Origin of the sequence: Corallococcus exiguus, from assembly GCF_009909105.1 — a bacterium.
In the GTDB taxonomy this organism is placed as follows: domain Bacteria; phylum Myxococcota; class Myxococcia; order Myxococcales; family Myxococcaceae; genus Corallococcus; species Corallococcus exiguus.
The window spans coordinates 149,368-173,535 of record NZ_JAAAPK010000001.1; the positions used below are offsets into that span (position 1 = coordinate 149,368).

General features: G+C 70.3%; 23 protein-coding genes. 14 read left to right on the top strand and 9 right to left on the bottom strand.

Going from position 1 to position 24,168, the window contains the following annotated elements:
* Position 1 precedes the first annotated feature (1 nt).
* From GTZ93_RS00655 to GTZ93_RS00665, 3 genes are all read left to right on the top strand, one after another.
* The gene (locus GTZ93_RS00655; protein ID WP_126935686.1) at positions 2–763 is read left to right on the top strand and encodes a hypothetical protein; all 762 of its coding nucleotides are present in this window, start codon (positions 2–4) and stop codon (positions 761–763) included.
* A gap of 105 nt (positions 764–868) precedes the next feature.
* Positions 869–2,509, top strand: coding sequence for a GH3 auxin-responsive promoter family protein (locus GTZ93_RS00660; RefSeq protein ID WP_139921082.1), 1,641 nt, complete (start codon positions 869–871; stop codon positions 2,507–2,509).
* Positions 2,506–3,654 (top strand): aromatic ring-hydroxylating oxygenase subunit alpha, encoded by a 1,149-nt coding sequence (locus tag GTZ93_RS00665; RefSeq protein WP_139921072.1) that lies wholly within the window; start codon positions 2,506–2,508, stop codon positions 3,652–3,654. Before GTZ93_RS00660 ends, GTZ93_RS00665 begins: the two co-directional genes overlap by 4 nt.
* Here GTZ93_RS00665 and GTZ93_RS00670 read toward each other — a convergent pair.
* Both GTZ93_RS00670 and GTZ93_RS00675 read right to left on the bottom strand, forming a co-directional pair.
* Positions 3,651–4,034, bottom strand: coding sequence for a hypothetical protein (locus tag GTZ93_RS00670; RefSeq protein WP_139921074.1), 384 nt, complete (start codon positions 4,032–4,034; stop codon positions 3,651–3,653). The two genes, GTZ93_RS00665 and GTZ93_RS00670, sit on opposite strands and share 4 nt — an antisense overlap.
* A 44-nt stretch (positions 4,035–4,078) precedes the next feature.
* Positions 4,079–5,134 (bottom strand): DapH/DapD/GlmU-related protein, encoded by a 1,056-nt coding sequence (locus GTZ93_RS00675; protein WP_139921076.1) that lies wholly within the window; start codon positions 5,132–5,134, stop codon positions 4,079–4,081.
* A 223-nt stretch (positions 5,135–5,357) separates the two neighbouring features.
* On the opposite strand from GTZ93_RS00675, the gene GTZ93_RS00680 reads away from it, so the two are divergent.
* Positions 5,358–6,812: an MATE family efflux transporter gene (locus GTZ93_RS00680; protein WP_139921078.1), complete on the top strand. Its 1,455-nt coding sequence runs from the start codon at positions 5,358–5,360 to the stop codon at positions 6,810–6,812.
* A gap of 3 nt (positions 6,813–6,815) precedes the next feature.
* Here the strand turns inward: GTZ93_RS00680 and GTZ93_RS00685 are convergent, their stop codons facing one another.
* Positions 6,816–7,922: a GNAT family N-acetyltransferase gene (locus GTZ93_RS00685; RefSeq protein ID WP_120579444.1), complete on the bottom strand. Its 1,107-nt coding sequence runs from the start codon at positions 7,920–7,922 to the stop codon at positions 6,816–6,818.
* Positions 7,923–7,940: 18 nt separating this feature from the next.
* A complete protein-coding gene (locus tag GTZ93_RS00690; protein ID WP_139921080.1) occupies positions 7,941–9,125 on the bottom strand; it encodes an AAA family ATPase in 1,185 nt (394 codons plus the stop codon).
* 154 nt (positions 9,126–9,279) lie between these two features.
* Here GTZ93_RS00690 and GTZ93_RS00695 point away from each other — a divergent pair, with 154 nt between their 5' ends.
* The 3 genes from GTZ93_RS00695 to GTZ93_RS00705 all read left to right on the top strand — a co-directional run bounded on the left by GTZ93_RS00695 (position 9,280) and on the right by GTZ93_RS00705 (position 11,609).
* Positions 9,280–9,543: a GlsB/YeaQ/YmgE family stress response membrane protein gene (locus tag GTZ93_RS00695; protein WP_120598713.1), complete on the top strand. Its 264-nt coding sequence runs from the start codon at positions 9,280–9,282 to the stop codon at positions 9,541–9,543.
* A 210-nt stretch (positions 9,544–9,753) separates the two neighbouring features.
* Complete coding sequence (locus tag GTZ93_RS00700; protein ID WP_161662675.1) at positions 9,754–10,596, top strand: FKBP-type peptidyl-prolyl cis-trans isomerase; 843 nt, start codon at positions 9,754–9,756, stop codon at positions 10,594–10,596.
* A 179-nt stretch (positions 10,597–10,775) separates the two neighbouring features.
* The gene (locus tag GTZ93_RS00705; protein WP_121756209.1) at positions 10,776–11,609 is read left to right on the top strand and encodes a dienelactone hydrolase family protein; all 834 of its coding nucleotides are present in this window, start codon (positions 10,776–10,778) and stop codon (positions 11,607–11,609) included.
* A gap of 28 nt (positions 11,610–11,637) precedes the next feature.
* Here GTZ93_RS00705 and GTZ93_RS00710 read toward each other — a convergent pair whose 3' ends face one another.
* A complete protein-coding gene (locus GTZ93_RS00710; protein ID WP_139924212.1) occupies positions 11,638–12,246 on the bottom strand; it encodes a CAP domain-containing protein in 609 nt (202 codons plus the stop codon).
* Between the two features lie 114 nt (positions 12,247–12,360).
* Here GTZ93_RS00710 and GTZ93_RS00715 point away from each other — a divergent pair, with 114 nt between their 5' ends.
* The 3 genes from GTZ93_RS00715 to GTZ93_RS00725 all read left to right on the top strand — a co-directional run bounded on the left by GTZ93_RS00715 (position 12,361) and on the right by GTZ93_RS00725 (position 14,285).
* A complete protein-coding gene (locus GTZ93_RS00715; protein ID WP_120566951.1) occupies positions 12,361–12,573 on the top strand; it encodes a hypothetical protein in 213 nt (70 codons plus the stop codon).
* A gap of 8 nt (positions 12,574–12,581) precedes the next feature.
* Positions 12,582–13,259 (top strand): tetratricopeptide repeat protein, encoded by a 678-nt coding sequence (locus tag GTZ93_RS00720; RefSeq protein ID WP_139920628.1) that lies wholly within the window; start codon positions 12,582–12,584, stop codon positions 13,257–13,259.
* 69 nt (positions 13,260–13,328) lie between these two features.
* Positions 13,329–14,285, top strand: coding sequence for a WD40 repeat domain-containing protein (locus GTZ93_RS00725; protein WP_257979363.1), 957 nt, complete (start codon positions 13,329–13,331; stop codon positions 14,283–14,285).
* Here GTZ93_RS00725 and GTZ93_RS00730 read toward each other — a convergent pair.
* The 4 genes from GTZ93_RS00730 to GTZ93_RS00745 form a co-directional block, all read right to left on the bottom strand.
* Positions 14,279–14,932: a CAP domain-containing protein gene (locus GTZ93_RS00730; RefSeq protein ID WP_257979364.1), complete on the bottom strand. Its 654-nt coding sequence runs from the start codon at positions 14,930–14,932 to the stop codon at positions 14,279–14,281. The two genes, GTZ93_RS00725 and GTZ93_RS00730, sit on opposite strands and share 7 nt — an antisense overlap.
* Before the next feature lie 87 nt (positions 14,933–15,019).
* Complete coding sequence (locus GTZ93_RS00735; protein ID WP_139920634.1) at positions 15,020–16,348, bottom strand: DUF1552 domain-containing protein; 1,329 nt, start codon at positions 16,346–16,348, stop codon at positions 15,020–15,022.
* Positions 16,345–18,021 (bottom strand): DUF1592 domain-containing protein, encoded by a 1,677-nt coding sequence (locus tag GTZ93_RS00740; RefSeq protein ID WP_257979365.1) that lies wholly within the window; start codon positions 18,019–18,021, stop codon positions 16,345–16,347. Before GTZ93_RS00740 ends, GTZ93_RS00735 begins: the two co-directional genes overlap by 4 nt.
* Positions 18,022–18,300: 279 nt before the next feature.
* Positions 18,301–20,259: a M3 family metallopeptidase gene (locus tag GTZ93_RS00745; protein ID WP_167547836.1), complete on the bottom strand. Its 1,959-nt coding sequence runs from the start codon at positions 20,257–20,259 to the stop codon at positions 18,301–18,303.
* A gap of 354 nt (positions 20,260–20,613) precedes the next feature.
* Here GTZ93_RS00745 and GTZ93_RS00750 point away from each other — a divergent pair, with 354 nt between their 5' ends.
* From GTZ93_RS00750 to GTZ93_RS00765, 4 genes are all read left to right on the top strand, one after another.
* Positions 20,614–21,507, top strand: a complete 894-nt coding sequence (locus GTZ93_RS00750) for a hypothetical protein (protein WP_139920635.1) — start codon at positions 20,614–20,616, stop codon at positions 21,505–21,507.
* A gap of 7 nt (positions 21,508–21,514) precedes the next feature.
* A complete protein-coding gene (locus GTZ93_RS00755) occupies positions 21,515–21,907 on the top strand; it encodes a hypothetical protein (RefSeq protein ID WP_139920637.1) in 393 nt (130 codons plus the stop codon).
* A gap of 12 nt (positions 21,908–21,919) precedes the next feature.
* Positions 21,920–22,453 carry a hypothetical protein gene (locus GTZ93_RS00760; protein ID WP_139920639.1) on the top strand — a complete coding sequence of 178 codons (534 nt, stop codon included), beginning with the start codon at positions 21,920–21,922 and terminating at the stop codon, positions 22,451–22,453.
* Between the two features lie 217 nt (positions 22,454–22,670).
* The gene (locus tag GTZ93_RS00765; RefSeq protein ID WP_167547779.1) at positions 22,671–24,128 is read left to right on the top strand and encodes a DHA2 family efflux MFS transporter permease subunit; all 1,458 of its coding nucleotides are present in this window, start codon (positions 22,671–22,673) and stop codon (positions 24,126–24,128) included.
* Positions 24,129–24,168 lie beyond the last annotated feature (40 nt).

Here is a 24,168-nt window from a genome sequence, read left to right on the forward strand (position 1 = left end):
GATGCTCTCCGCGATGAAGGGCACCACGGTGCGGCGGGAGGACCTGGACGCCGGCACCCGGGCGCGGATGCTGGCGCTGATGCAGTGCTGCTACGTGGGCGTGAGCGCCGAGCGTTTCCACGCGGACCTGGACGCGAAGCAGTGGGTGTTCCTGCTGCATGCCCGGCGCACGCGGGAGTTGGTGGGGTTCAGCACGGTACGGGTGGCGGAGGAGGGTGGCGTGGAGGTGCTGTACTCGGGTGACACGGTCATCCATCCGGACTGGTGGGGCCACAAGACGTTGCAGGTGGTGTTCGGAAGGTTGTTGCTCGCGCGCAAGCTGCGCCGGCCGTGGAGGCCGCTGTACTGGCTGCTCTTGTCGGGCGGATACAAGACGTACCTGTTGGCGGTGAACTACTTCCCGCGCACGCATCCGCGCCGGGACTGGACGCCGCCGGAAGGACGCTCGGAGTTCCTGCGGGGACTGGCGACGCGGTGGTTCGGCGCGCAGTACGACGCGGCGAAGGGAACGCTGCGCTTTGACGGCGCGCACTACCGGGTGCGGGATGGCGTCTCGCCCATCGACCGCGACGCGGCGGCTCATCCGCACATCGCCTACTTCGCGGAACGCAACCCCGGCCACGCCGAGGGCGAGGAGCTGGTGTGTCTGGTGGAGATCCGCGGCTGGGATCTGGCGAGGGCGCTGGCTCGAAGCGTCTGGGGCCAGCTGCGTCGCTGGGCCCGGCGGGAGCGGGACGCATCGCGAGTCCGCGTGGGGACGTGACGTGCTGACTTCCCGTGCGATGGTGTCCGCCACGATGGCGGCGCTGGTCTCATCCGCGCTGTCCGCGAATCCGCGTGGGGACGTGACGTGCTGACTTCCCGTGCGATGTTGTCCGCCACGATGGCGGCGCTGACGCCGTCCGCGCTGCGCTTCCGTCATGCGTTGCGCGAGCCGGAGGTCGCGCAGGCGGAGTGTCTGGCGCGCATCCTCCGCGCCGTGGAGGGCACGGCACAGGCGGAGCGGCTGCCGCACTTCGGCCGTATCCGCACCGCTCGGGAGTTCCAGGACGCGGTGCCCATCACCACGCCGGACACGGTGACGGAAGACGTCGAGCGCATCGCGCGGGGAGAAGCGCGGGTCCTCACTCGTGAGCCCGTGCTGCGCTTCGAGCTGTCCGGTGGTTCCTCGGGTGCGTCCAAGCGGGTGCCGGTGACGCAGGGCCTGCTGCGCGAGTTCCAGCGCGCGCTCGCACCCATGCTGCACGAGGTCTTCCTGCGCCGCCCCGCGGTGCGCGAAGGCCCCAGCTACTGGTCCATCTCCCCGCTGGGCCGGAGACAGCACCGGACCGCAGGTGGCATCCGGGTGGGCTCGGCGGAGGACAGCGCCTGGTTCCCGCGCCCGTTGCAGCCGCTGCTCTCGCGCGTCTTCGCCGTGCCGGGCTCGGTGGGGCAGGCTCCCCACGTCGAACCGTGTCGTTACGTGACGCTGTGGTTCCTCGTGCGGTGTTCGAACCTGGCGCTGATCAGCGTCTGGAACCCCAGCTTCCTCACGCTCCTGATGGACGCACTGGAGCGGCACGGCGAACGGCTCGCGGAGGACCTGGAGCGCGGCACGCTGCGGCCTCCTGAACAGGACGCGGACGGCACACCCGTGGCTAGCGACCCTGCCTGGACGGCGCTCGTGCAGGGGCTCCAGGGCGTGCGTGACATCCCGAGGGCCCAGGTGCTGCGCGCCGCCCTGCGCGACGGACGCACGCTCTGGCCAGGGCTCGCGCTCCTGAGCATGTGGACGGACGCCCAGGCCTCGTACGCCGTGGCTGGCGCATGCCGGCGCTTCCCGGGCATCGAGGTCCAGGGCAAGGGCCTGCTCGCCACGGAGGGCGTCATCACAGTGCCCCTCTTCGAAGCGCCCGCGCCAGTGCTCGCGGTCCGGAGCCACTTCATCGAGTTCATGGACCCGGAGCGCCCTGACGCACGCCCACTCCTGGCGCACGAGCTGACGGCGGGCCGCACCTATGCGGTACTCCTCTCCACGTCCGGCGGACTGCTGCGCTACCGACTGGGGGACCTCGTCCGCGTGGAAGGCTTCGTGCACGCGACGCCCTGTCTGCGGTTCCTCGGCCGAGCGGATGCCGTGTCAGACCTCGTGGGCGAGAAGCTCTCCGCCGCGCGAGTGGGCACGGTCCTGGACGCCGCGCTGGGCCCCACGCGGCCCGCCTTCGCCATGCTCGCGCCGGAGTGGGGGACACCGCCGGCCTACCGCCTCTTCCTTGAGTCGGCCCTGCCCACGAACCAGCTGGACGCCATGGCTGCGAACGTGGAGCGAGCCCTGTGCGAAGGCCACCACTACCGCTACGCGCGGGAGCTGGGACAGCTCGGTCCGGTGCGCGCGGTGCGCGTGACGCAGGGGGCCCGGCGTTACGAGGCCCGATGCATCCAGCTCGGTCAGCGCGCGGGCGACATCAAGCCCGTGGACCTGCACCGCCAGGCCGGCTGGGCGGAGTGGTTCGGAAGAGGGACATCATGACGATGCTCACGGTGGACCTGGACGCGGAGGCGGACCTCGCTCGCTGCGGCGCGCTGAAGGACTTCTGGTACGTGGCGTGCCTCTCCACGGAGCTGCCCGCGAACAAGCCCGTCGCGCGCACCGTGTTCGGCACGGGGCTGGTCCTCTTCCGCGGACCCGACGGCGCACCCACCGCGCTGCGCGACCGCTGCCTCCACCGCAACGCGCGCCTGTCCCAGGGCGACGTGTTCGACGGACGGCTCGGCTGCCCGTACCACGGCTGGGTCTACGACGCGTCCGGCGCGGTGGTGGAGATCCCCGCGCTGGGCCCTCCCCAACGCGGGGAGAAGCTGGACGCTCGCGCCTGCGCGCACGAAGGCCTCCAGCCCGCGCCCTGCGACCTGGGACGGCTTGCGCGCTTCCCCGCGCGGGAACAGGACGGGCTCGTCTACGTCTACCTGGGCGCGGATGTCACCCACGCCCGCGCGGAGCCCTTCCGCGTGCCCTACTGGGGCGAGCGCGGCTGGACCGTCTATTTCATGGTCACGCGCTTCGCGAACGGCGTGACGAACCTGGTGGAGAACTTCATGGACGTGCCGCACACGTCCTTCGTGCACCGGGGCTGGTTCCGCAATCCCACGCGCAAGCGCGTGCCCTCCACGGTGAAGCGCCACGCGGGCCGCGTGCGGATGACCTACCACCAGGAGGAGGACGCGCTCACGGGCCTGGGGCGGCTGTTCAACCCGCGCGGTCTGCCACTCGTGCACACGGACGAGTTCATCGTCCCCAACGTCACGCGCGTGGACTACCAGTGGGGAGACAGCGGCTTCGCCATCAACTCACAGTGCACGCCCATCGGGCCCACGGACACGCTCGTGTACACGGCCATCAGCTACCGGTTGCCGGTGGACGTGCCGGGCGCATGGGTGGGCCGCGCGCTGACGCCGCTGGTGCGCTGGTACACGCGGCAGGTCATCCAGCAGGACGTCCGCATCATGGAGACGCAGCGCCAGGGGCTGACGGATGGTCCCGGCGGCGGCGTGTACTCGGGCACGGAGGCGGACCTGCACCACGCGGACATCGAGGCGTACCGCCGCTGGCTGCGCGAAGGCGCTCACGGCTCCGGTCCCGAGGACGCGGAGCGCGACGTGGTCTTCTGGGTCTAGACCGTACCGGAGGCCGACTGCTCCTCCTCGGAGTCCGAGGAGGGAATCAGCGCCAGGAAGTACCCGGAGAAGAAGGTCGCACCCAGGAAGATCCAGTGGAGCAGCCCCAGGGTGAACGGGAAGGGCAGCGGAGGCAGATGCTCATGCGCCCACATCAGCGTCGCCATGGCGTTGGACGCATGGCACGCCACCGCCAGGCCCAGCGTGAAGCAGATCTGCACCACCAGCATCCACGTGTTGGCGGAGGAGGTCACCGGCCGGGCCAGGCTTCCCAACTGCGCGAGGACGCGCGGGTACACGAACTTCCGGAAGAGCGCGCCACAGGCCATGCCCAACAGCAGCGGGCCCGCGATCTCGATGATTGAATTGACTGCGTCCATGGCCCGCGACCCTGCCAGAGAGCGCACGGTCAGTGCAAATCCACTCACCCCATGCGCCGCAGGCCCGGCAGGTCCTCCGGCCTGAGCACCCAGCGCGGCGGCTCCGGCGGCGACGTGCGCGTGCCCACCTGCGCCGCGGGGAAGCCCTCCACCAGCGCGTAGTCCGGGAACACCGCGCGCGCCTTCACCAGGCTGCCGGCGGCCACGTGGCAGCCCTTCCCCAGGTGACTGCCCTCGCAGAGGATGGCGCCGGGCTCCACCACCGTGCCCGCGCCCAGGTTGCACGCATGCAGGATGCAGCCCGGGCCCACCACCACGCCCTCATCCAGCACCAGCATGGTGTCCGGCTGCAGGTGCAGCACCGTGTTCTCCAAAATCTGCACCCGCGCGCCAATGCGCACCGGACCGTTCAGGTCGCCGGTGATCTTCACGCCCGCGCCAATGATGGCCCCCGCGCCGATGACCACGTCACCGGACACCTCCGCGGAGGAGAAGAGGGTGGCGGTGGGGTGGACGAAGGGGTGACGGTCGCGAAAGGCATACAGCTGTCCCATGGGGGCGTCCTCGGCGCGGTCTCGCGCGGAGAAAGGGGTCAAAGGTGCGGCGGGCAGCGACAGGTCGCCGCCGCGGCGCTGCTGCAGGTGGGTCAGGTCCTCGGAGGAGAGCATCCGCAGGACCTGTCCCGGCCGGCCCAGCACCACGGATTGATCCGGCACCGTCATGCCCGGCGGCAACACCGTGCCTTCTCCCACCAGGCAGCGGTCGCCCAGCGTCACGCCGGGCATCAGGATGGCGCCGCCGCCGATGTCGCACAGCGACCCCACACGCGCACCCATCACGAGAGAGCGCGGACCGAGCACGGTCTTCTCTCCGATGGACGTGGGCCGTTCGGGAGTGCCCACCACCACCGCGTCCTCGCGCAGCGTGGAGAAGGCTCCCAACATCACGGAGCCTCCCACCGAGCGCACGACGGCGCCTCGGGAGATGATGGCCCCGGGCCCCACTTGCGTGGAGCCCAGCAGTCGCGCGGACGAGGCCAGGGTGAAATGAGGACCTACCGCGGTGGGCAGGAGAGAAGCGGTCGCGGGTAAGGGACTCATCGGGATGCAGCAAGCTACTCCCGGCCCTCACAAGGGCATGTTGTCCAAAGGCACGACGCAGCCGTCCAGCAGCGGACGCTCACCTGCTGGCTCGATGAGGGTGGGTGCGGCACCTTCAGATGTCAGGAGTGGGAGGCAGCGGGCGTAGGAAGCCGCGTCGCTGGGCGCCACGTGTGGGCGTTTCGCGGTAGGAAGTCCCCTCGCTCTCGAAAGGCCTCACCCCGTGGAAGAGACACCGCTGGCGGACAGCCACGCCCAGGCGCCCGAGCCCGTGGCCAGCCGCGACGCCGTGAAGAAGGGGCTGTGGTCCCTCGCGAAAGAGGCCCTGCACGGCACGGAGCAGGACCTCACCCAGCTGCCACTCGGGAGGGCCATCTTCCTGCTGGCCGTGCCCATGGTGCTGGAGATGTGCATGGAGTCGGTGTTCGCCGTGGTGGACGTCGCCTTCGTCGGCCGGTTGGGCGCGGAGGCGGTGGCCACGGTGGGGCTCACCGAGGGCATCCTCACCATCATCTACGCGGCCGGCATGGGCCTGAGCATCGGCGCCACGGCGATGGTGGCCCGCCGCATCGGAGAGAAGGACGCGGAGCGCGCGGGGCGCACGGCGGTGCAAGCCATTGGCCTGGGGGTCATCATCTCCACGGTGCTGGCCGTGGCGGGCATCATCTTCGCCCGGCCGATGATGGCGGCGCTCGGCGGCTCGCCGTGGGTGCTGGAGCACGGCGTGGGCTACACGCGCGTGATGATGGGCGGCGTGGTGAGCATCCTGCTGCTCTTCCTCATCAACGCCATCTTCCGGGGCGCGGGTGACGCGGCCATCGCGATGCGCGTGCTGATGCTGGCCAACGGGCTCAACATCGTGCTCGCGCCGTGTCTCATCTTCGGCTGGGGGCCGTTTCCGGAGATGGGCGTGGTGGGCGCGGCGTGGGCCACCACGCTGGGCCGGAGCGCGGGCGTGGTGTACCAGCTCTTCCGGCTGGTGCGGTCCAACGGCCGGCTCCAGATTCGGCGCGAGCACGTGTCGCTGGAGCCCGCGACGATGCTCGCGATGCTGCGGTTGTCGAGCGCGGGCATGGTGCAGGCGCTGGTGACCACGTCCAGCTGGGTGGTGCTGGTGCGCATCGTGTCGTCGTTCGGCAGCACGGCGCTGGCGGGCTACACCATCGCCATCCGCATCGTGATGTTCGCGCTGCTGCCCGCGTGGGGCCTGGGCAACGCGGCGGCCACGCTGCTGGGGCAGAGCATGGGCGCGGGGGACCCGGAGCGGGGCGCGAAGGCGGTGTGGCTGGCGGGCAAGTACAACCTGATGGTGCTGGGCAGCATCGGCGTGGTGTTCTTCATCTTCGCGCATCCGCTGCTGGGAGCGTTCACGACGGATGCGGCGGTGGTGGACGAAGGGGCCACGGCGCTGCGCATCTTCAGCCTGAGCTTCCTGTCGTGCGCGTACGGCATGGTCATCACCTCCGCGTTCAATGGCGCGGGGGACACGCGCACGCCCACGCTCATCGACCTGGGGTGTCTCTGGGTGCTGGAGCTGCCGCTGGCGTGGGTGCTGGCCCATCCGGTGGGCCTGGGCTCGGTGGGCGCGTACTGGGCGGTGCCGGCGGCCTTCGCGTTGATGTCCGTGCTGGGCATCGTGTTGTTCCGGCGCGGGCGCTGGAAGACGCGCGTGGTGTGAGCGTCAGGGCAGGCAGATTTCGAAGCCGGTGCGTCCCCCGGGGAAGGTCCTCGGGGGGCGCGACGCGGGCGTGACGGCGTAGAGGTGGAAGTCCAGCCTCCGCTGGATGAAGCCATCGAAGGCCGAGGCCAGCGGGTCACTGGCGTCCTGCTGCACGGTGAAGAAGTGGAAGCCCCGGCCGTGGAACGCGGCGTAGACGGCGTCCAGCAGCGCGCGCAGGACGCCGGGGTCCTCCGAGGGGATGCTGGTGTTGCAGAGGTAGAAGTAGCGGAAGTCGCCGCCGGGCGCGGGCAGGCGGGGCGCGCCGGTGACGGTGGCGAGCGCGTTGAAGCCCCGGCGCACCCACTTCATGCCGCCCCGGTACGCGAGCACGCGGTAGCGCTTCACGGCGTCGGGGTTCCACGCGGAGGTGCAGCCGACGAGGTTCCCCGCGGGGTCGAACGCGAGGAACGAATCCTCCACGCGAAGCCGAGGCCAGTGCGCGAGCCGGTGCTCCAGTTCACCGGTGTCGAAGCGGTAGCCGAAGGGGCGTTGACGGTGGTCCGCGTCCAGCAGCGCGGCCATGGCGGGCACGTCCGCGGCGGTGGCCTGGCGAACGGTGTAGCGGCTGGGGCGCGGCTTGCGGCGCAGCACGAACTGGAGCGAGACGGCGGAGAAGGCGCGCATCAGGTGGTAGTGCGGCTGCGCTTCCCGGGACGCGCCACGACGCACGAGCGCCTGGAGCGCGGCCGCGTTGGAGGCCATGACGGCGGTGAGGAACACGTCCACGCCGTGGCGGCGGGCGGTCTCCTCCAGGACGGGGCCATAGAACCGGGCCAGGCCCCGGGCGCGGCGCGCGGAGAAGCGGGTGCGCAAATCGCCCAGGTAGCCCACGCGGCACGGTCTGCCTTCCAGCCATCCGTCGCGGACGTGGATGGCGCCCATTCCATCCAGGCGGGATGTTTCGCCGTGGGCCCAGACCTCCGCGTCACCTCGCTGCATGGCGAAGAGGCCGAAGTAGTCCGGCGACCGCTGCGTGCTGAGCACCAGGTCCCCGGTCATGGGCACGTCGCCGAACAGGTCCAGCAGCGCGGCGTTGTCGTCCCGGGTGGCTCGGCGGAGGGGGCTCATGGGTGGTGAGGTGACGTGTTACCAGAGGCCCTGGGCTCGGAGGATCTCCGAAACGCTCTGCCCCCCGGCCAGATGGGCCTGGAAGAAGGATTCCGCTTCGTCCTCGGTGGGGTTGCGCCAGACCAGCCGTGCTCCCGACTCATCGTGGGCCTGCTTGCACAGGGTGAAGGTCCGGCGAACGTCCTCGGCGCTCCCGAAGCGGAGAACGTCCAGGAGCAGAGGGTTCTGGTTGGTCAGGAACATCTGCCGATTACCCACTTGCCTCAGACAGTCGGTGACCCACTTGAAGTGGAAGCCATGCATCGGCTCGTCCGCGATGAGGATGGTGCGCGATGCGTCGGCGTGGGCGAAGAAAGCAAGGAGGAGCTTTTCCTCGGGGGCGAGCAGGTCGTGAGGGATCTCCTCATCGGCGTGCTTGAAGACGAACCTCAGATTGCGCAGCTGGGTGAGGTAGCCGCTGGGGATCGCGGGCAGCCTCTCGATATCGAATCGCGCGCTGGCCGAGTCGAAGCCAAGTGCCCGGACCGCGTGTGTCAGGAACTCCGGCGTGAACGTCAACGTCGTGCCAATCGGGTCGGTGTCCAGCAGGTCCCTGAAGGAAGAAGGAACAGCGCGGAGGTTCCAGGCGCCGTGGACGCCCATCCTCCACCCCTCGAGGTCGAGCAGTGCGTGGTAGCCCTCGAGGCCTTCGTCCAGCCTGCCCGCCGTCAACAGGGAGAAGGTGATGAGCCGGTAGCGCAGCTCCATGGGTGCGTCGTGCTTGGAGAGGACGACGCGGAGGATCGTGAAGGGCGAGGTCACGAGCGGGTAGCGATGGTGCTCCGTTCTCCCGTCCCGCTCGATACGGGTGCCATCCGGACCGATGTCCCCTTTGAGGACCTCCGTGCCGTGGTCCGTGAGCGTGCAGGAGAACGTCCGCGGAAAACGTGACGCGCCAGACTCGTCCGTGGCGCTTTCGGTTCGCGGTCGGGTCATCGCGCATTCCAGTTCCAGCTGTTCCTTGGCGATGCGCCAGCTCACGTCGAAGGGGTCATCCTTCAGGGCTTCGTCGGGATGGTCCACGACGGTGGACAGCAGCCGCAGCAGCGTCGTCTTCCCGGTCTGGCTCCCGCCCAGCAGGACGTTGATGTCCGGGCGGAACTCCAGGGTCGTGGGAATGACGTTCCGGAAATGGCGGATGGTGAGTCGCGTCAGCGTGGGCATCGCGCTCCCTCCCGGTACCCCCCCAGGGCGCTCCGGGGTCGAACGACCGCACCACACGCTTCCGGTAGGGGGCAAGGACACCACCTCCGCACTTCCGCCCCCGCCCGCCCTGCGCCACATTGCGGGCCTTCACTCGCCGCACGGGGAGGACGTCATGGGGCTGTTGGGGTGGATCATCTTCGGCTTCTTCGCGGGGCTCATCGCCCGGGCCGTGCTGCCGGGGAACCAGCGCCTGGGGTGCATTGGCACCACGCTCCTGGGCGTCGCCGGGGCCTTCGTGGGCGGCTTCCTCACGTCCGTCTGGCGGGGCACCGACTGGCGCGACCCGGAGCCCACCGGCTTCCTGGGCGCCATCCTGGGCGCCATCGTCCTGCTCGGGGTCTCCCAGGCCGCGTTTGGCGGTCGTTCCTCCCGGTAGGACCCTTCCAGCGCTCCCAGGCCGGGAATCCGGGGCCGTCCCACCGGTTGGGGGCCCGGCGGCCGGTTGTCCTACCTGCATGGACCCCCATCCGGGGAAAGCACGGTTCCCAAGAGGATGCCGGGCACTTTCTGTAGTAGACCGCGCCCCAGGCATGCAGCGGGGGGCGGTCGGCCGCCGCTGAGCCAAAGGAAAGGCGACGACATCATGATGAAGAAGACGATCCTGATCGCGGCGATGCTGAGCCTGACGGCCTGCCAGGGCCAGGGAGCGAAGCCGGGCGAGACCTCCGCCACCGGCACCTCCACGGCTGCGGCCACCGCCGGTGCTCCTCAGACCGAGGAGCAGAAGACGCTGTACGCGCTGGGCCTGTCCATCGGCCGCAGCATCAGCGTGTTCGACATGACCCCGCAGGAGCTGGAGTTCGTGAAGGCCGGCCTCACGGCCCAGGTCACCGGTCAGAAGACCGACGTGGACCTGGAGACCTACGGTCCCAAGCTCCAGGACCTCGCGCGCGAGCGTTCGCTGCGCAAGGCCACCGCGGAGAAGGAGAAGTCCGCGAAGTTCCTGGAGGAGAAGGCCAAGGAGCCCGGCGCGGTGAAGACCGAGTCCGGCCTCATCTACAAGGAGACCCAGGCGGGCACCGGTCCCCAGCCCCAGGCCTCCGACATCGTGAAGGTGCACTACAAGGGCACCCTCGCGGACGGCAAGGAGTTCGACTCCTCCTACAAGCGCGGTGAGCCCACGCAGTTCCCGCTCCAGGGCGTCATCAAGTGCTGGACCGAGGGCCTCCAGAAGATGAAGGTCGGCGGCAAGGCGCAGCTCGTGTGCCCCTCCGACATCGCCTACGGCGACCGCGGCGCGCCCCCGAACATCCCCGGCGGCGCCGCCCTGGTGTTCGAGGTCGAGCTGCTCGAGATCGTGAAGGCCCCCGAGGCCCCTCCGGGCATGCCCGGCATGCCCGGCATGGGCACCCCGCCCCCTGGCGCGAAGCCGCCGGCCCCCGGCGCGAAGCCGCCCCCGGCCGCCAAGCCGCCCCCGGCGACGAAGTAGTCACCCCCTCTCCTTGACGGGAGCGGCGGGACCGAGGGCCGACGTGAGGGACTTCCCCTCGCGCCGGCCCTCTTCGCGTCCGGGGTTCAACGCGCTGGCGCGTCCACCTTCACCGCGCTACGCCCGGAAGGCGGCCCGGACAGCCCGGGCCCGAAAGGACACGGACGATGAAGCCGGACATGAAGAGGCTCACGTGGGTGCTGGCGGCGGCGCTGATGCTGGGCGCCTGCGCGACGAGCAGTCCGGCGGAGGTGGCGCGCACGCCGTCCGCCACGGGCGCCGTCTCCGAGGAGGAGTTCAAGGCCATGCACACCCTGCGCACGGACGCCGCCCCCGAGCGCAAGGGCCAGCCGGTGGAGCTGTCCGACGGCTCCAAGGCCTACCTGAGCCTGCCTCCGAACGCGAAGGGCCCCCTGCCCGCCGTCATCGTCATCCATGAGTGGTGGGGCCTCAACGAGCACGTGCAGGCCTGGGCGGACCGGCTGGCGGCGGAGGGCTACGCGGCGCTCGCGGTGGACCTCTACCACGGCAAGGTGGGCGCCAACCCCGACGAGGCGCTCGCGCTGGTGAAGGCCGTGGACCCGGACCAGGCCACGAAGACGCTGCTGGCCGCGCACGCGTTCCTCAAGGGAGACCCGCGCATCCAGGCCGTGCGCACCGGCAGCATCGGCTGGTGCTTTGGCGGCGGCTGGTCGCTGCGCACCGCCATGGCCATCCCGGAGCTGAGCGCGGCGGTCATCTACTACGGCCACCCGGTGACCGACCCGCAGCAGCTCTCCACCATCAAGGCCCAGGTGCTGGGCATCTTTGGCACGAAGGACAAGTCCATCCCGCCGGAGACGGTGCAGGCCTTCGAGAAGGCGCTGGAGGAGGCCGGCGTGCGCAGCCGCATCGTGGAGTACGACGCGGACCACGCCTTCGCCAACCCCTCCGGCGGCCGCTACGACGAGCGCGCCGCCGCGTCCGCCTGGGCGGAGACGTCCGCGTTCCTCGCGCGCACGCTCAAGCGCTGAGGACGCATCGCAGTGGGGCCAGCGGCCTTCAGTAGGGACGCTGGCCCACGTAGTTGCCCGGGGGCGCGTAGTTGCACACCCAGAAGTCCCAGCTGGACGTCCCGAAGGGCGAATTGACGGTGCAGCGCTTCGTGGCGCAGCCCAGGCGGCGCGTGTTGCGCCACACCACCTGCGTGTAGTGGCCGCAGGCCTTGCCCGACGCGCAGGCGTTCTTCGAGTAGTCGTAGTCCGCCACCTCGTCCACCCAGCCCTTCACCACCGTCTTCGCGTTCAGGTAGTCCGGCGTGGCGGCGGCGATGTTCTCTCCCGCGTTGCCACGGCCCGCGTTGTGCTCGTAATCGCAGTTGTCCACCCACTTCTGGGCGATCTCCGCCACCGCGGGGTCCCACGTGAGCGGCTCCAGCGCGGGTGACGGCGTGGGCTTCGCGGCGGCGCGGGCCGCGTTGTGGGCCTCCAGCATGTCGCGGGCGAACTGCGTCAGCTCCACGCCGCCGCCATCGGCGCTGGTGCCTCCGTCCTCCTGGACGCCCGCGTCCTCGAGCGTGTCGTCCGAGTCCCCGTCAGGGATACAGGCGAGCAGGAGGAACGGGGTGAGCAGCACGGCGGACAGGGGACGGAAGAGGGGAGGGCGTCGCATGGGAGGGATTATCCGCGCGCGGGTGGGTGTGCGGGCAAGCGGACAGGGGGACAGCGAGGATGGGGAGGGGCGAGGACCCCGTGGTAGGGTCAGGGTCCGGTCAGGAGACGCGACATGAGCCAAGACGAATCCCGCGCGCGGAAGATCCAGACAGCCCTTGAAGGGAACGATGAGTTCAGCACCTTTTCCATCGACCCGGACCTCAAGAAGCTGAAGATGAAGCTGGACCTCCAGTCGGAGGCGCAGCAGCAGCAGTCCGGCCGCCCGGAGACCGCGCCCAAGTCGGGCATGTTCATGCGGCTGTTCCACAAGATGTTCCGGGGTTGAGGGGCACGATGGTCAAGGAGTCCTACCGCGCGCAGTGGGAGCGCTCGCGGGCGTATCTGGAGACGGGGGACCTGGGGCTCGCGCTTCAGGAGCTGCGGGACGCGCTGACGCTGGCGTCGGACGACGCGGTCCTCTGGGAAGAAATCTTCAACCTGTCGCTGCTCGGGGGACTCACGCAGAACGCCCTGGCCGCCGCGCTGCGGCTGCGCCAGCTGGCGCCGGAGAACCCCAACTTCATCGGCCTGCACGCCATGGCCGCGCTGCTCGCGGGCAAGCTGACGGAGGCCGTGCCCCTCTTCGAGGAGGTCCTCCAGCGCGACCCTGAGTCGGTGGAGGCCCGCCGGCAGCTGGCGCGGGCGCTGGACGTCGCGGGCCAGCGCGGCCGGGTGCGCACGCTGCTGGAAGAAGCCGTCGCGCGGGCGCCCTCGGACACGGGCGCGCCCAACGACCTGGCGGTGCACTACCTGGAGCACGTGCCGCAGGAAGGCCCGGCGCTCGCCGCGAGCGTGCTGGCCCCGGTGCTGGAGGCGCATCCCCAGGACCCCACCACGCACTTCAACCTGGCGCTGGCGCTGCGCCTGGGAGAGCCGGCGAAGGCCCGCCACCACGCGCAGCAGGTGCTCCAGGGTGGTGACAAGGAGCTCCGCGCGAAGGCCCAGCAGCTGCTGACGATGATCCCCGCCTGAAGCCGGGCGGGCCGTCAGGCCGCGCCGGGCGCCCCCGTCCCCGGCGCCATGGATTTCCAGAAACAGACCTTGAAGACCCCGGGCGCCGTGTCCTCCCTCTGCTGGAGCGGCGACGCGCTGGTGGACCCGGTGGGTGGGCTGACGCGCTACCACCTGGATGGCACCACCTTCGACCCGCATGTGCGCTACGCCTACCGCTTCGACCGAGCGGTGATGTCTCCGGACGGCCGCTACAGCGTGCTGTACGAATCGCTGGGGACCGCGGGACTGCTGCTGGACGGCACGCGCGTGGTGAGGCAGCTCATGCGCGACTTCTACCAGGCGCACACCCACGACTATCCCGTGGCCCTGCACACGCTCCCCAGTGGACGCACGCTGCTGGCGCACTGCCCGGAGTCGTACTGCGTGGTGGAGCTGGAGGACGCCGCCACGGGCGAGCGCCTCACGAAGCGCGACAACACCCCGACGGACATCTTCCACTCGCGGCTCCAGTTCAGCCCGGACGGGCGCTACCTGGCGAGCGCGGGGTGGATCTGGCACCCGGTGGACGCGGCGTCGGTGTTCGACGTGCCCCGCGCGCTGGAGGAGCCCGCGTCGCTGGACAGCGCCGCGCTGATGGAGGGCGTGGAGGGCGGCATCTTCCTCACGTCCGTCGCCTTTGGAGTGAAGGACACGCTCGTCTTCGTCCGCGTGGATGAGTCCCGCGACGGCGACACCTTCTACCTGGGCACGTACTCGCTCACGGAGCGCAAGGTGCTGTCGGAGGTGGAGCTGGAGGAGCCCGCAGGCCCGCTGATGGTCGTGGACGCGGAGCACGTGGTGGACTTCTTCGGCCACCCGAAGCTCGTGTCCCGCTCCACCGGCCGCGTGGTGCAGCGCTGGGAGGACCTGGACACGGGGAAGGTGCTGGCCAGCATCCGTCACCATCTGCCGCCCCCGCCGCACTTCGCGCTGGACGCCGCGAACCGCCGCTTCGCCGTGGGTACGGCGAGCGGCATCGAGGTCATCACGCTCGCGGCTCAGTAGGGCTTTTCGCCCACCCAGTTGCCCGGCGGCGCGTAGTTGCACACCCAGAGTTGCCACGTCTTCACGTTGCCGCCGAAGGGCGAGTTCTTCGTGCACAGCTGCGTCGCGCAGCCCACCGCCTTCGTGGTGCGCCACACCACCTGCGTGTAGTGGCCGCACATCTTCCCGGCCTTGCACTTGCCGGAGGCGTAGTCGTAGTCAGCGGACTCGTCCGCCCAGCCCTTCACCACCTGCGCGGTGTTCCAGGTGTCCGGCGTCGCGGCGGCCAGGTTCTCTCCGAAGGTGCCCCGGTCCGGGTTGTGCTCGAAGCGGCACTCCTTCACGTAGGCCTCCGCCTTGCGCGCCGCCTCGTCGGACCAGGTGAGCGCTGGCAGCGCCGGCTTCGGCGTGGGGCGCGAGGCCTTCGACCGCGCCTCGTTGTGCGCGGCCACCATGTCGCGCTTTAGCTCCGCGGCGGTCGGCACCGGCTTGCGCGTGCCCTCGGTAGGCGCGGGCGTGGCCGTATTTGCCTTGCGCGCGGCGGCGGTGGCCGCGGCCTTCTTCGTGGAGGCGGAGACGGGCCGCTGCGCGTTCGCGCTGGAACCGCAGCCAAGCAACGGGGCCAGCAGCAACACGGCGAGCCCGCGACGGAACACAGGAAGTGCCATGCGCGGAATCATTCCGCACCTGGGCCCCGCGTGCAGGAGAACCGAACCGGGCAGGCTACCCCCGAGGGGCCCGAGCCCCTTCCTGCCCTACGCCCTCAGGCCCGGGAGCGGCCCGGTGCCGTCGTCGCCGAAGGACGTCGCGGACACGCCGAACATGCCGAGCAGGGCGATGTAGAGGTTCGCCAGCGGTTGCCCCCCATAGCGGATGTGCCGGCCAGGAGCGATGGCGCCGCCCGCGCGGCCCGCGAGCAGGATGGGCAGGTTCTTGTGCTCGTGCATGTTGCCGTCGGCAATCTCGCTGGAGAAGTACACGGCGCTGTGGTCCAGCAACGTCCCGCCCTCCTCCTGCACGCCCTTCATGCGCTGGAGGAGGTACGAGAACTGCTCCACCTCCCACTTGTCGATTTTCGCCAGCGCGTCGTAGTTGGCCTGGACCCGCTGGTGGTGCGAGTACGTGTGGTGCTCGCCGGACAGCCCCAGGAACGAATACACGCGGGTGCTGCGCGCGTTGCCCAGCATGAAGGTGCAGGTGCGGGTCAGGTCGCACTGGAACGCGAGCACGATGAGGTCCAGCATCGCCTTCGTCTTCTCGCGCACGTCGTCGCTGTCCGCGGGCGTCATGGCGGCGCCGCACGTGGGGCCGGTGCCGTCCATCGCGTTCACGCGCAGCTCCAGTTCGCGCACGCCGGTGAAGTACTCATCCAGCTTGCGCTTGTCCGTGGTGCCCAGCTTCCCCTGGAGCGATTTCGCGTCGTCGCGCACGGCGTCGATGATGCTCAAACCGTACGCCTTGCGCTTCGCCAGCTCCGCCTGCGTGACGTTCGGGTCGAAGTCCGCGAAGAGCCGCTCGAAGGCCGCGCGAGGCTTCGTCTCCTTGGGCACGGGCGTGGACGGCCCCGCCCACGCGATGTTGTTCGCGTATGGGCACGCGTAGCCGGAGTCGCAGTTGCCAATGCCCTTGCCCTGGTCGATGCCCAGCTCCAGCGACGGGTAGCGCGTGGCCTTGCCCAGCGCGTTCGCCATCACCTGGTCCATGGAGATGCCGGTGCGGATATTGGTGCCCTCCGTCTTGCGCGCCTTCACGCAGGACAGGAACGCGGACGTCGCGGCGGCGTGGTGGCCGTCGCCGTCTGGCTTGCCGGGCAGGTTGTCCAGGCCGCTCAGCACCAGCAGGTCCCCCTTCACCGGCGCCAGCGACGCGAGCGTGGGCGTCAGGGAGAAGTTCGCGCCCTCCCCACCGGGCGTCCACTTGGGCATGTGGATGCCGCAGGGCGTGTAGAAGGCCACGAAGCGGCGCGGGGCCGGCGTGGCGGCGCGGGCCGTGCGCGGGCGCATGACGTCCAGGAGGGGCAGCGCCATCAGCGCGCCCATGCCTCGCAGGAGCGTCCGGCGGGAGAGGGCAGGGGTGCGGCTCATGGCTTTTGTCCCTCCGCTTCGCCACGCCGTTGCAGGAACGCGTCGCTGCGGACGATGGCGAGGATGTAGTCGGTGAGCCGGCCGCCCCGGGTTTCGGCCTGCTGGGAGATGTCGCGCACGGTGCAGCGGTCCTGCTCTTCCGCACCGCGTCCGAGCGCGTAGGTGAGCAGGTGGCGCGTCATGCACGCGGACAGGTCCGGGTCCTGCTTCACCACGGCGCGCATCTCTGTCACGCCGTTGAACGCCTTGCCGCCGGGCAGCTCGCCGCTGGGGTCCACCACCGCGCCGCCTTCCTCCTTCGTGCGCCAGCGGCCCACCGGGTCGAAGTTCTCCATGCCGAAGCCCAGCGGATCCATCAGCGTGTGACAGCCCGAACAGGTGGGGTCCACGCGGTGCTGCGCCATGCGTGCCTTGATGTTGAGCGTGGGGTCCACCGCCGGGGCCAGTCCTCCCGCGTCGGGAGGTGGCGGTGGCGGCCCCTTGCACAACAGCTGCTCCAGCACCCAGACGCCGCGCTTCACTGGCGACGTGCGGTCCGGGTTCGCGGTGACGGTGAGCAACGCGCCCTTGCCAAACAAGCCTGCGCGCTCCGGGTGGTCCTTCAGCTCCACGCGCGTCATCGCGGGGGTGCCGGGCTTGGGCAGGCCGTAGTGCGAAGCGAGCCGGTCGTTCACGTAGGTGAAGGGCGCGTCCAGCAGGTCCTTGAGGCGGTGGTCCCCGGTGACGAACTCCTGGAAGACGAGCTGCATCTCCTGGCGCATGGCCTCGCGCAGCGGTTCGTCGAAGCCGTAGCGCGACTCCGGTTGGGAGAAGTCGAGCGCGCGTGTGTAGAGCCACTGCCCCGCGAAATTGTCCACCAGCGCGCGGGCCTTGGGGTCCGCCAGCATGCGCCGCACTTGCGCCTCCAGCACCTCCGGCTCGTGCAGGTGGCCGCCTTCCGCCGCTTGCAGCAGCGCTTCATCCGGCATGCTGCTCCAGAGGAAGTAGGACAGGCGGCTCGCCAGCTCCAGGTCGCTCACGGTGTGCGGCACCGTGGACGTGGGTGCAGGGTCCAGCTCCACGCGGAAGAGGAAGTGCGGCGACACCAGCACCGCGCGCAGCGCCAGCTTCACGCCCGCCTCCGGCGTGTCGCCCTGCTGCCGGGCCAGCGCGACGAACGCGACCAGCCGCTCGACTTCTTCCGGCGTGACGGGCCGGCGCCAGGCCCTGCGCGCGAAGGTCTTGAGCAGCTCGCGCGCGCACGCCTCCGGTTGGGCGGGGTCGAGCACGCACGCATTGAACGCGCCTCGCCTCCACGCGGCCTCCACCAGCGCCTCCGCCGCGTGGGAGTACTTCTCCATCAGCAGCGGGGACATGCTGAGCACGTCCGCGTTGTTGTCGAAGCCGAAGCCGTGGTCGTCCGGCGGGAAGCTGCTCGCGGGCGAGCCCGTGTCGCCCAAGAGGTCGCGCACGGTGTTGTTGTACTCAGCGCGGTTGAGGCGGTGCAGCGTGACGCGGCCCGGGTCTCGCGCCGCCGAGCGGCACAGCGCGTCCTGCGGATCCACGGGTGCGTCCGGCCCTGGCAGCACCCGCGCCTTGGGAAGTGAATCGCTGCAGCCCGCGGCCAGCACCACCGCCACCGCCGCGAGGCCCACCTTCCACCATCTCCAACCGCAGGCCGTCACCGCGTGCACGCCTCCTCAGGGCCGCGAATGGGCCCCGGCGAGCGCGCTCCAAAGCAAGACCCTCACCAGCCGCGGCGTGACGACAGGCCGACGCCAGGCTCCGTCCCCGGGGTGGAGATGGGCACGAGCGAGGGCTCAGGTGGGGAAGGGGAGTTCCGCGACCGGGCAGGGCCCGGGGACCGCAAGGGCACCGCGCGCCGACTCCTGCCCTCGAGGGCGGGTCAGGCGGCGCGGCACTCCCGGAAGCGGGCTTGAAGGATGCGGCCCGCTTCCGGAGAAGCGATTGCGCTACTTCGTTTCCTTCGCGGTGCCCGTCGTCTTCGCGGAGCCGTCGAGGTACGCGCGGTAGGCCTCGAAGCCGTACGGCCGGCCGAGGAAGTCCTTCACCTGCTCCGCGGCGGGCTTGGAGCCGCCGGGCTCCAGCACCGTCTTGCGGTAGTGCATGGCCGTGTCGCGGTCCAGGTAGCCGTTCTCCTGGAACTTCGACTCCAGGTCCTTCGCGATGACGGAGGACCAGAGGTACGTGTAGTACGCGGCCGAGTACCCATCCAGGTGCCCGAAGGCGAGCTCGAAGTGGGTGCCGTCGCGGAACTCGTGGCGGAAGGGCGACAGCTTCTTCTGCAGCTCGGAGAGCACCGCGGACGTGTCGAAGCCCGGCGCGCGCGAGTAGTACTGGAGGCTGACCGCGGACAGGAACAGCTGGCGGCGCGCGTACAGGCCCAGGCCGAACTCCTTCGACGCGCGCAGCTTCTCGACCAGCTCCGCGGGGATGGGCTCGTTGGACTCGTGGTGCTTGGCGAAGCTCTTGAGCACCTCCGGCTGCTCCGCCCACTGCTGCAGCAGCATGGACGGCGTCTCCACGAAGTCACGCTCCATGGAGATGCCGGAGATGGGCGTCCACTTCTGATGGCCGGAGAAGATGGTGTGCATCAGGTGGCCGAACTCGTGGAAGAACGTGCCCACCTCGTCGTGCGTCATCAGGTCTCCGGGGCGCGGGAAGTTGCACACCAGCACGGCCTCCGGCAGCCGCTTGTCCAGCTCACCCGTGACGAGGTCGAACTGCGCCGCGTGCTTGTACTTGTCGTCGCGCGGGTGCATGTCCAGGTAGATGCGGCCCAGCGGCTTGCCGCCGTCCACGACGTCATACGCCTCCACGTCGGTGTGCCACGTCTTCGCGTCCTTCACCGGCTGGAAGGCCACCCCCCACAGGCTGGAGGTGATGCCCATCACGCCGTCCTTCACCCGCGCGTACTCCAGGTAGGGCCGCACCGCCTGCGAGTCGAACCCGAACTTCTCCGCGCGCAGCCGGTCCTCGTAGTAGTCCTGGTCCCAGGGCTCCACCACGGTGGCGCCCTTCACGTCCTTCTTCTTGCGCGCCAGCAGGTCCGCCATCTCCTTCTTCGCGCGAACCTCCGTGGCCTGCGCCAGCTGGTCGATGAAGTCCGCCGCGGCCTGCTGCGTGCGCGTCATGCGCGTTTCGGTCGTGAAGGCCGCGTAGGTGTCGTAGCCCAGCAGCGTGGCCAGCTCGTTGCGCTTCTCGATGAGCTGCGCGAGCACCGCCTGGTTCTTGGGGAACGCGCGCTGGCGGTAGGTGCGCCAGAGCTTCTCGCGCGCCTTCGCGTTCTTCGCGTACGTCATGAACGGGAAGTAGTCCGGGTAGTTGCTGGTGATGACCACCTTGCCGTCCGCGCCGGGCGCGTGCGCCTTCTTGTAGTCCTCCGGCAGCCCGTCCAGGTCCTTGGTCGTGAAGGCCACGCTGCGCGTGTCCTCCGCGATGTTCTGCCCGAACTGCTGGCCCAGCTTGAGGATCTCCTCGTTGAGCGTCTTCACCTTGGCGCGCGTGGCCTCGTCCCGGTCCACGCCCGCGCGGCGGAAGTCCAGCAGTGTGCGGTCCACCCAGTGGTGCGTGGCCGCGTCCTCCTTGGACAGGTCCACCAGCGACAGCGCGTCGTAGACGCCGCGGTCCTGCGACAGCGCCACGTTGGCCGCGTCCACCTGCTGCTCGCACTCGCGGGACGCGTCGCGCATGGCGGCGTCCGGGTGCACCTCATGCGTGAGGCTGGAGCGGTTGGCCGCGTTGAGGATGGCCGTCTGCGCTTCGTCGTACGCCTTGAGGACGCCCTGGCCGTTCGTCTTGGGGTCCAGCTTCTTCAGCGCGGCCACCTGCGCCTGCGCGCGCTCCAGGTCCGCCTTGCACAGGGCCTTGAAGGCGTCCGGCGTACCGGCCAGCACTTCCGAGCCCTTCATGGGCGCCAGCTGGGGCTTCGCCGTGTTGGAGGCGATGCGGGCCATGGCTTCACGGTTCTGCGTGATGCTGCCGTTGGAGCAACCCGTCGCGGCGAGCGCCGCCACCACGGTGAGCGCGGGGATTTTCAAGGGGACTTCCTCCACTAGGGGAACGACCTGCTTCGCGGGCCCGTCATGCCACATCCCCGCCCCTCCGCGCCCGTCCGCCGTGAACAGCCAGGCTGTCCTCCGGTACAGGCTGGATGCTTGGAGGCCCCAGCTGACGCACCTCGCCTTGTTCCCCGTGCAGTCGCCCGGTAATCCGGCACTCGCTTCGAATTCTTGGAAGTTGTCCTGGCCGGAGGGTGAAAACGGATGCGCAAGGCACTGGGTGGTGCGGTCGCGGCGTTGCTGTTGTGGGGCTGTGGTGGGGCGGGCACGGAAGCGCCGCCGGCGTCTCCGGAGGGCCTGTCGCTGCGCTCCGGGACGGGCCTGACCGAGGGCACCTGGGCGCATGACGGGCAGACGGTGTCCTTCGCCTCGCGCGAGGTGGAGCCCGGGGTGTACCGCCTGGAGGTGCGCATGCACGGCATGACGCTGACGGGGCTGATGGACCCGGCGTCTGGAGTGTCCACGCTGGACGGCTTCGCGGACACGAACGTGCAGGACACTCAGGTGGTGGACGCGGACCGCCAGGTGCTGAGCGCGTTCTACGGGGCGCTGAACCAGGGACTGCCGCAGGGTGACGCGGCGGCGCCGGAGGCCATGTACCTGCGCCGCGCGGTGGGCATGTGGGCGCAGCAGCCCACGAGCGTCACGCTCAAGCGCACGGTGATGGGCGAGCAGGGCCGCGGCTACACGATGCTGTGCAGCTACGCGAAGTGCGGCGGCAAGAACACGGGCAGTTGTGGCGGTACGTACAACTGGTACTCGTACGCGAAGCACGACTGCGACAAGGGCGGCTTCGACAACGCGCGCAACCAGCAGATTGCACAGCTGGGTGACCACACGTCGTGCAACGGCGACGAGTACTACATGAACGGCAGCACCTGGGTGTGCGGCGAGCCGGACCACTGGTCGCGCCCCAAGGTGATGGGCAACTGCTTCGGCCGCTGCGGCGGCGGCTGTGGTGGCGACACGCAGTACACGCTGGACGCCACCAACCACGACGGTTGCGTGCGCAACGGCCACGTGCTGGCGAGCGCCTACTGCGATGATCAGTTCATGTCCGCGACGGACGACGAGCTGTTCGCGCCCAACTGCTACTGAAGGCCGGATGGGACGACGCGCGGTGAGGTACGCGGTGGGGGCGGTGGGGCTGTGGCTCGCCGCGCTCGCCGTGCCCGGTTGTACGTCCACGACGTCCTCCAAGGCGGAGGCCGGTGAGGCGGCGGTGCGCCGCTTCTTCCAGGCCCTGCCGTCCGGGGACTGCGCGGTGCTGGGCCCCATGCTGGTGACGGGGCAGGGCGTGCCTCCGTGCGAGGAGACAGTGAAGGACCTGCGCGAGCACGGCATGGGCCTGGTGGACGTGCTCGACGCGAAGGTGGATGGCCGCGACCCGAACGCGGTGGTCGTGCGGGCGCGGGTGTCGCAGGGAGGAACGGAGCGCGCGGAGCCGTTCCTCTTCCGGGTGGAGCGCCAGGGTGACGGCTGGCGCCTTCGGTTGTAGGGGGAGTGGACGATGCGGAACCGTGAGCGGGTGATGCTGGGGAGCGCGGGATTGCTGGTGGCCGCTCTCATTGCCGTGGCGCTGTGGCCGTCGCGAGAGGCATCTTCTCCCGCCGCCACGCCCCCGGTGCGGAACGCGGGCCCCGGCCCGGTGACGGCGGCCCAGGTGTCGCCGAAGCGCGCGGTGCCGGTGCGGACGCCGGACCCCGCGCCGCCCCACGCCACGGTGGTACCGCCCTCGCCCGGAGACGTGCCGCCGGAGCCGGAGGTGGCCAACGCGCCGCCGCAGCAGAACGACCCCATCGAGGAGGAGAAGCCACAGACGGCGCGCTGGAGGCTGGAGAAGACGGAGCACATCGCCACGCTGCTGGGGCGGGATGTGTCGCGGCTGGAAGGCGAGCGGCAAGAGGCGAAGTCACGCGGGGACAAGGACCGCGTCGAACAGGTGGACGCGCTGCTCCAGCGTCACCGCGTCCGCCTGAACGAACTGCGCGAAGAGGCCCGCACCCTGGCCGAGGCCGCGCGCAACGAGCCGCTGGAACCCTGATGGACGGGCGGGGCTCCCTGTCGGGGACGCTCCGCACGAAGCTGTCCGACAGTCGGACAGGTTTGGAGGAACCGGGCTGAGGTGCCCGCTCGGCTGCCCTCCAGCCGGAGTGCCGCGCCCGATTCACGCGAGGGCCCCACCGCTTCGCGCTGGGAGTATGAGCGCTTCTGCCGGTCACGGCCGCGCCTTCACACGGGCGTGACAGGCGCGGTGTGGCATGCGCATAGAAAAGGACGTGTCCGTCACCGCGACTGCCTCCACCGCGCCTCCCAGTGCCCCATCCACCCGAGGCTCCCGGCTGGCATCCATCGCGGTGGCCAGCGCGCTGTTCATGGAGTTCCTGGACTCCACGGCGCTGTCCACCGCGCTGCCCACGCTGTCCGTGGCGTTCGGCACCGACCCCGTCCATCTCAAGCTCGCGCTGACGTCGTACATCCTGGCCCTGGCGGTGCTCGCGCCCGCGAGCGGGTGGATCGCCGACCGCTTCGGTCCGCGCCGCGTCTTCATGACCGCCATGGTCGTGTTCCTCGCGGGCTCCGTGCTGTGCGGCTTCTCCCAGACGCTCGCGCAGCTCGTCATCTTCCGCACGGTCCAGGGCCTGGGCGGCGCGCTGATGACGCCCGTGGGACGGCTCATCGTCGTGAACTCGGCGCCGCGCGAGAAGCTGGTGTCCGCGATGAGCTGGTTCACCATGCCCGCGCTGATGGGGCCGCTGCTGGGCCCGCCGCTCGCGGGCCTCATCCTGGGCATCGCGGACTGGCCGTGGATCTTCTTCATCAACGTGCCGGTGGGCCTGCTGGGCATGTGGGCCGTGGCGCGCTTCGTGCCACCGTTGAAGCAGCCGGACCCCGGCCCCTTCGACACGAAGGGCTTCGCCATCGCCGTGGTCGCCATCACCGCGCTGATGGGCGCGGCGGAGACGGTGGGCATCGGCCTGGTGCCGTGGCCCGTGCAGGCGGGCATCACGCTGGTGGCGGTGGGGGCGCTGGTGGCCTACGTGCGGCACGCGCTGCGCACGCCGCGCCCGGTGCTCAACCTGCGCCTGTTCAAGGTGGACACCTTCCGCGCCAGCATGATGGGCGGCGCGCTGGTGCGCATCGGCCTGGGGGCGACGCCCTTCCTCCTGCCGCTGCTCTTCCAGGTGGCGCTGGGCTGGGGGCCGCTGGAGGCGGGGCTCGTCACCATCGGGACGGGGCTGGGCGCCTTCGCGTGCAAGCCTGTGGCGCCCGCGCTCATCCGCCGCGTGGGCTTCCGTCAGACGCTCATCGCCTCCAACCTGCTCACCGCCGCGGTGACGGCCGTGCCCGCCTTCTTCGGCGTCACCACGCCCATCCCGTTCATCATCGGCACGCTGGTGTTCAGCGGCTTCATGCGCTCCCTGCAGTTCACCGCCACCAACACGATGGCCTACGCGGACCTCCCCAAGGAGTCGGTGAGCAACGCCTCCACCATCGCGGTGGTGACGCAGCAGATGGCGCTGAGCGTGGGCATCAGCTTCGGCGGCCTGATGCTGCACGTGGCGCGCGGCGGCGGTGACGTGCGCCTCACGCCGGACCGCTTCCTGCTGCCGTTCCTTGCCATCGGCTTCGTGTCGTCGCTGGCCGGGCCGCTCTTCCGCCGGCTGCGTCCGGACGCGGGCGAGCACATCGGCGGCAGGGCCGCGGCGCGCGGCTGAAGCGTCCAGCCCACGACACGGCCGCCGCCCCTTCGTAGGG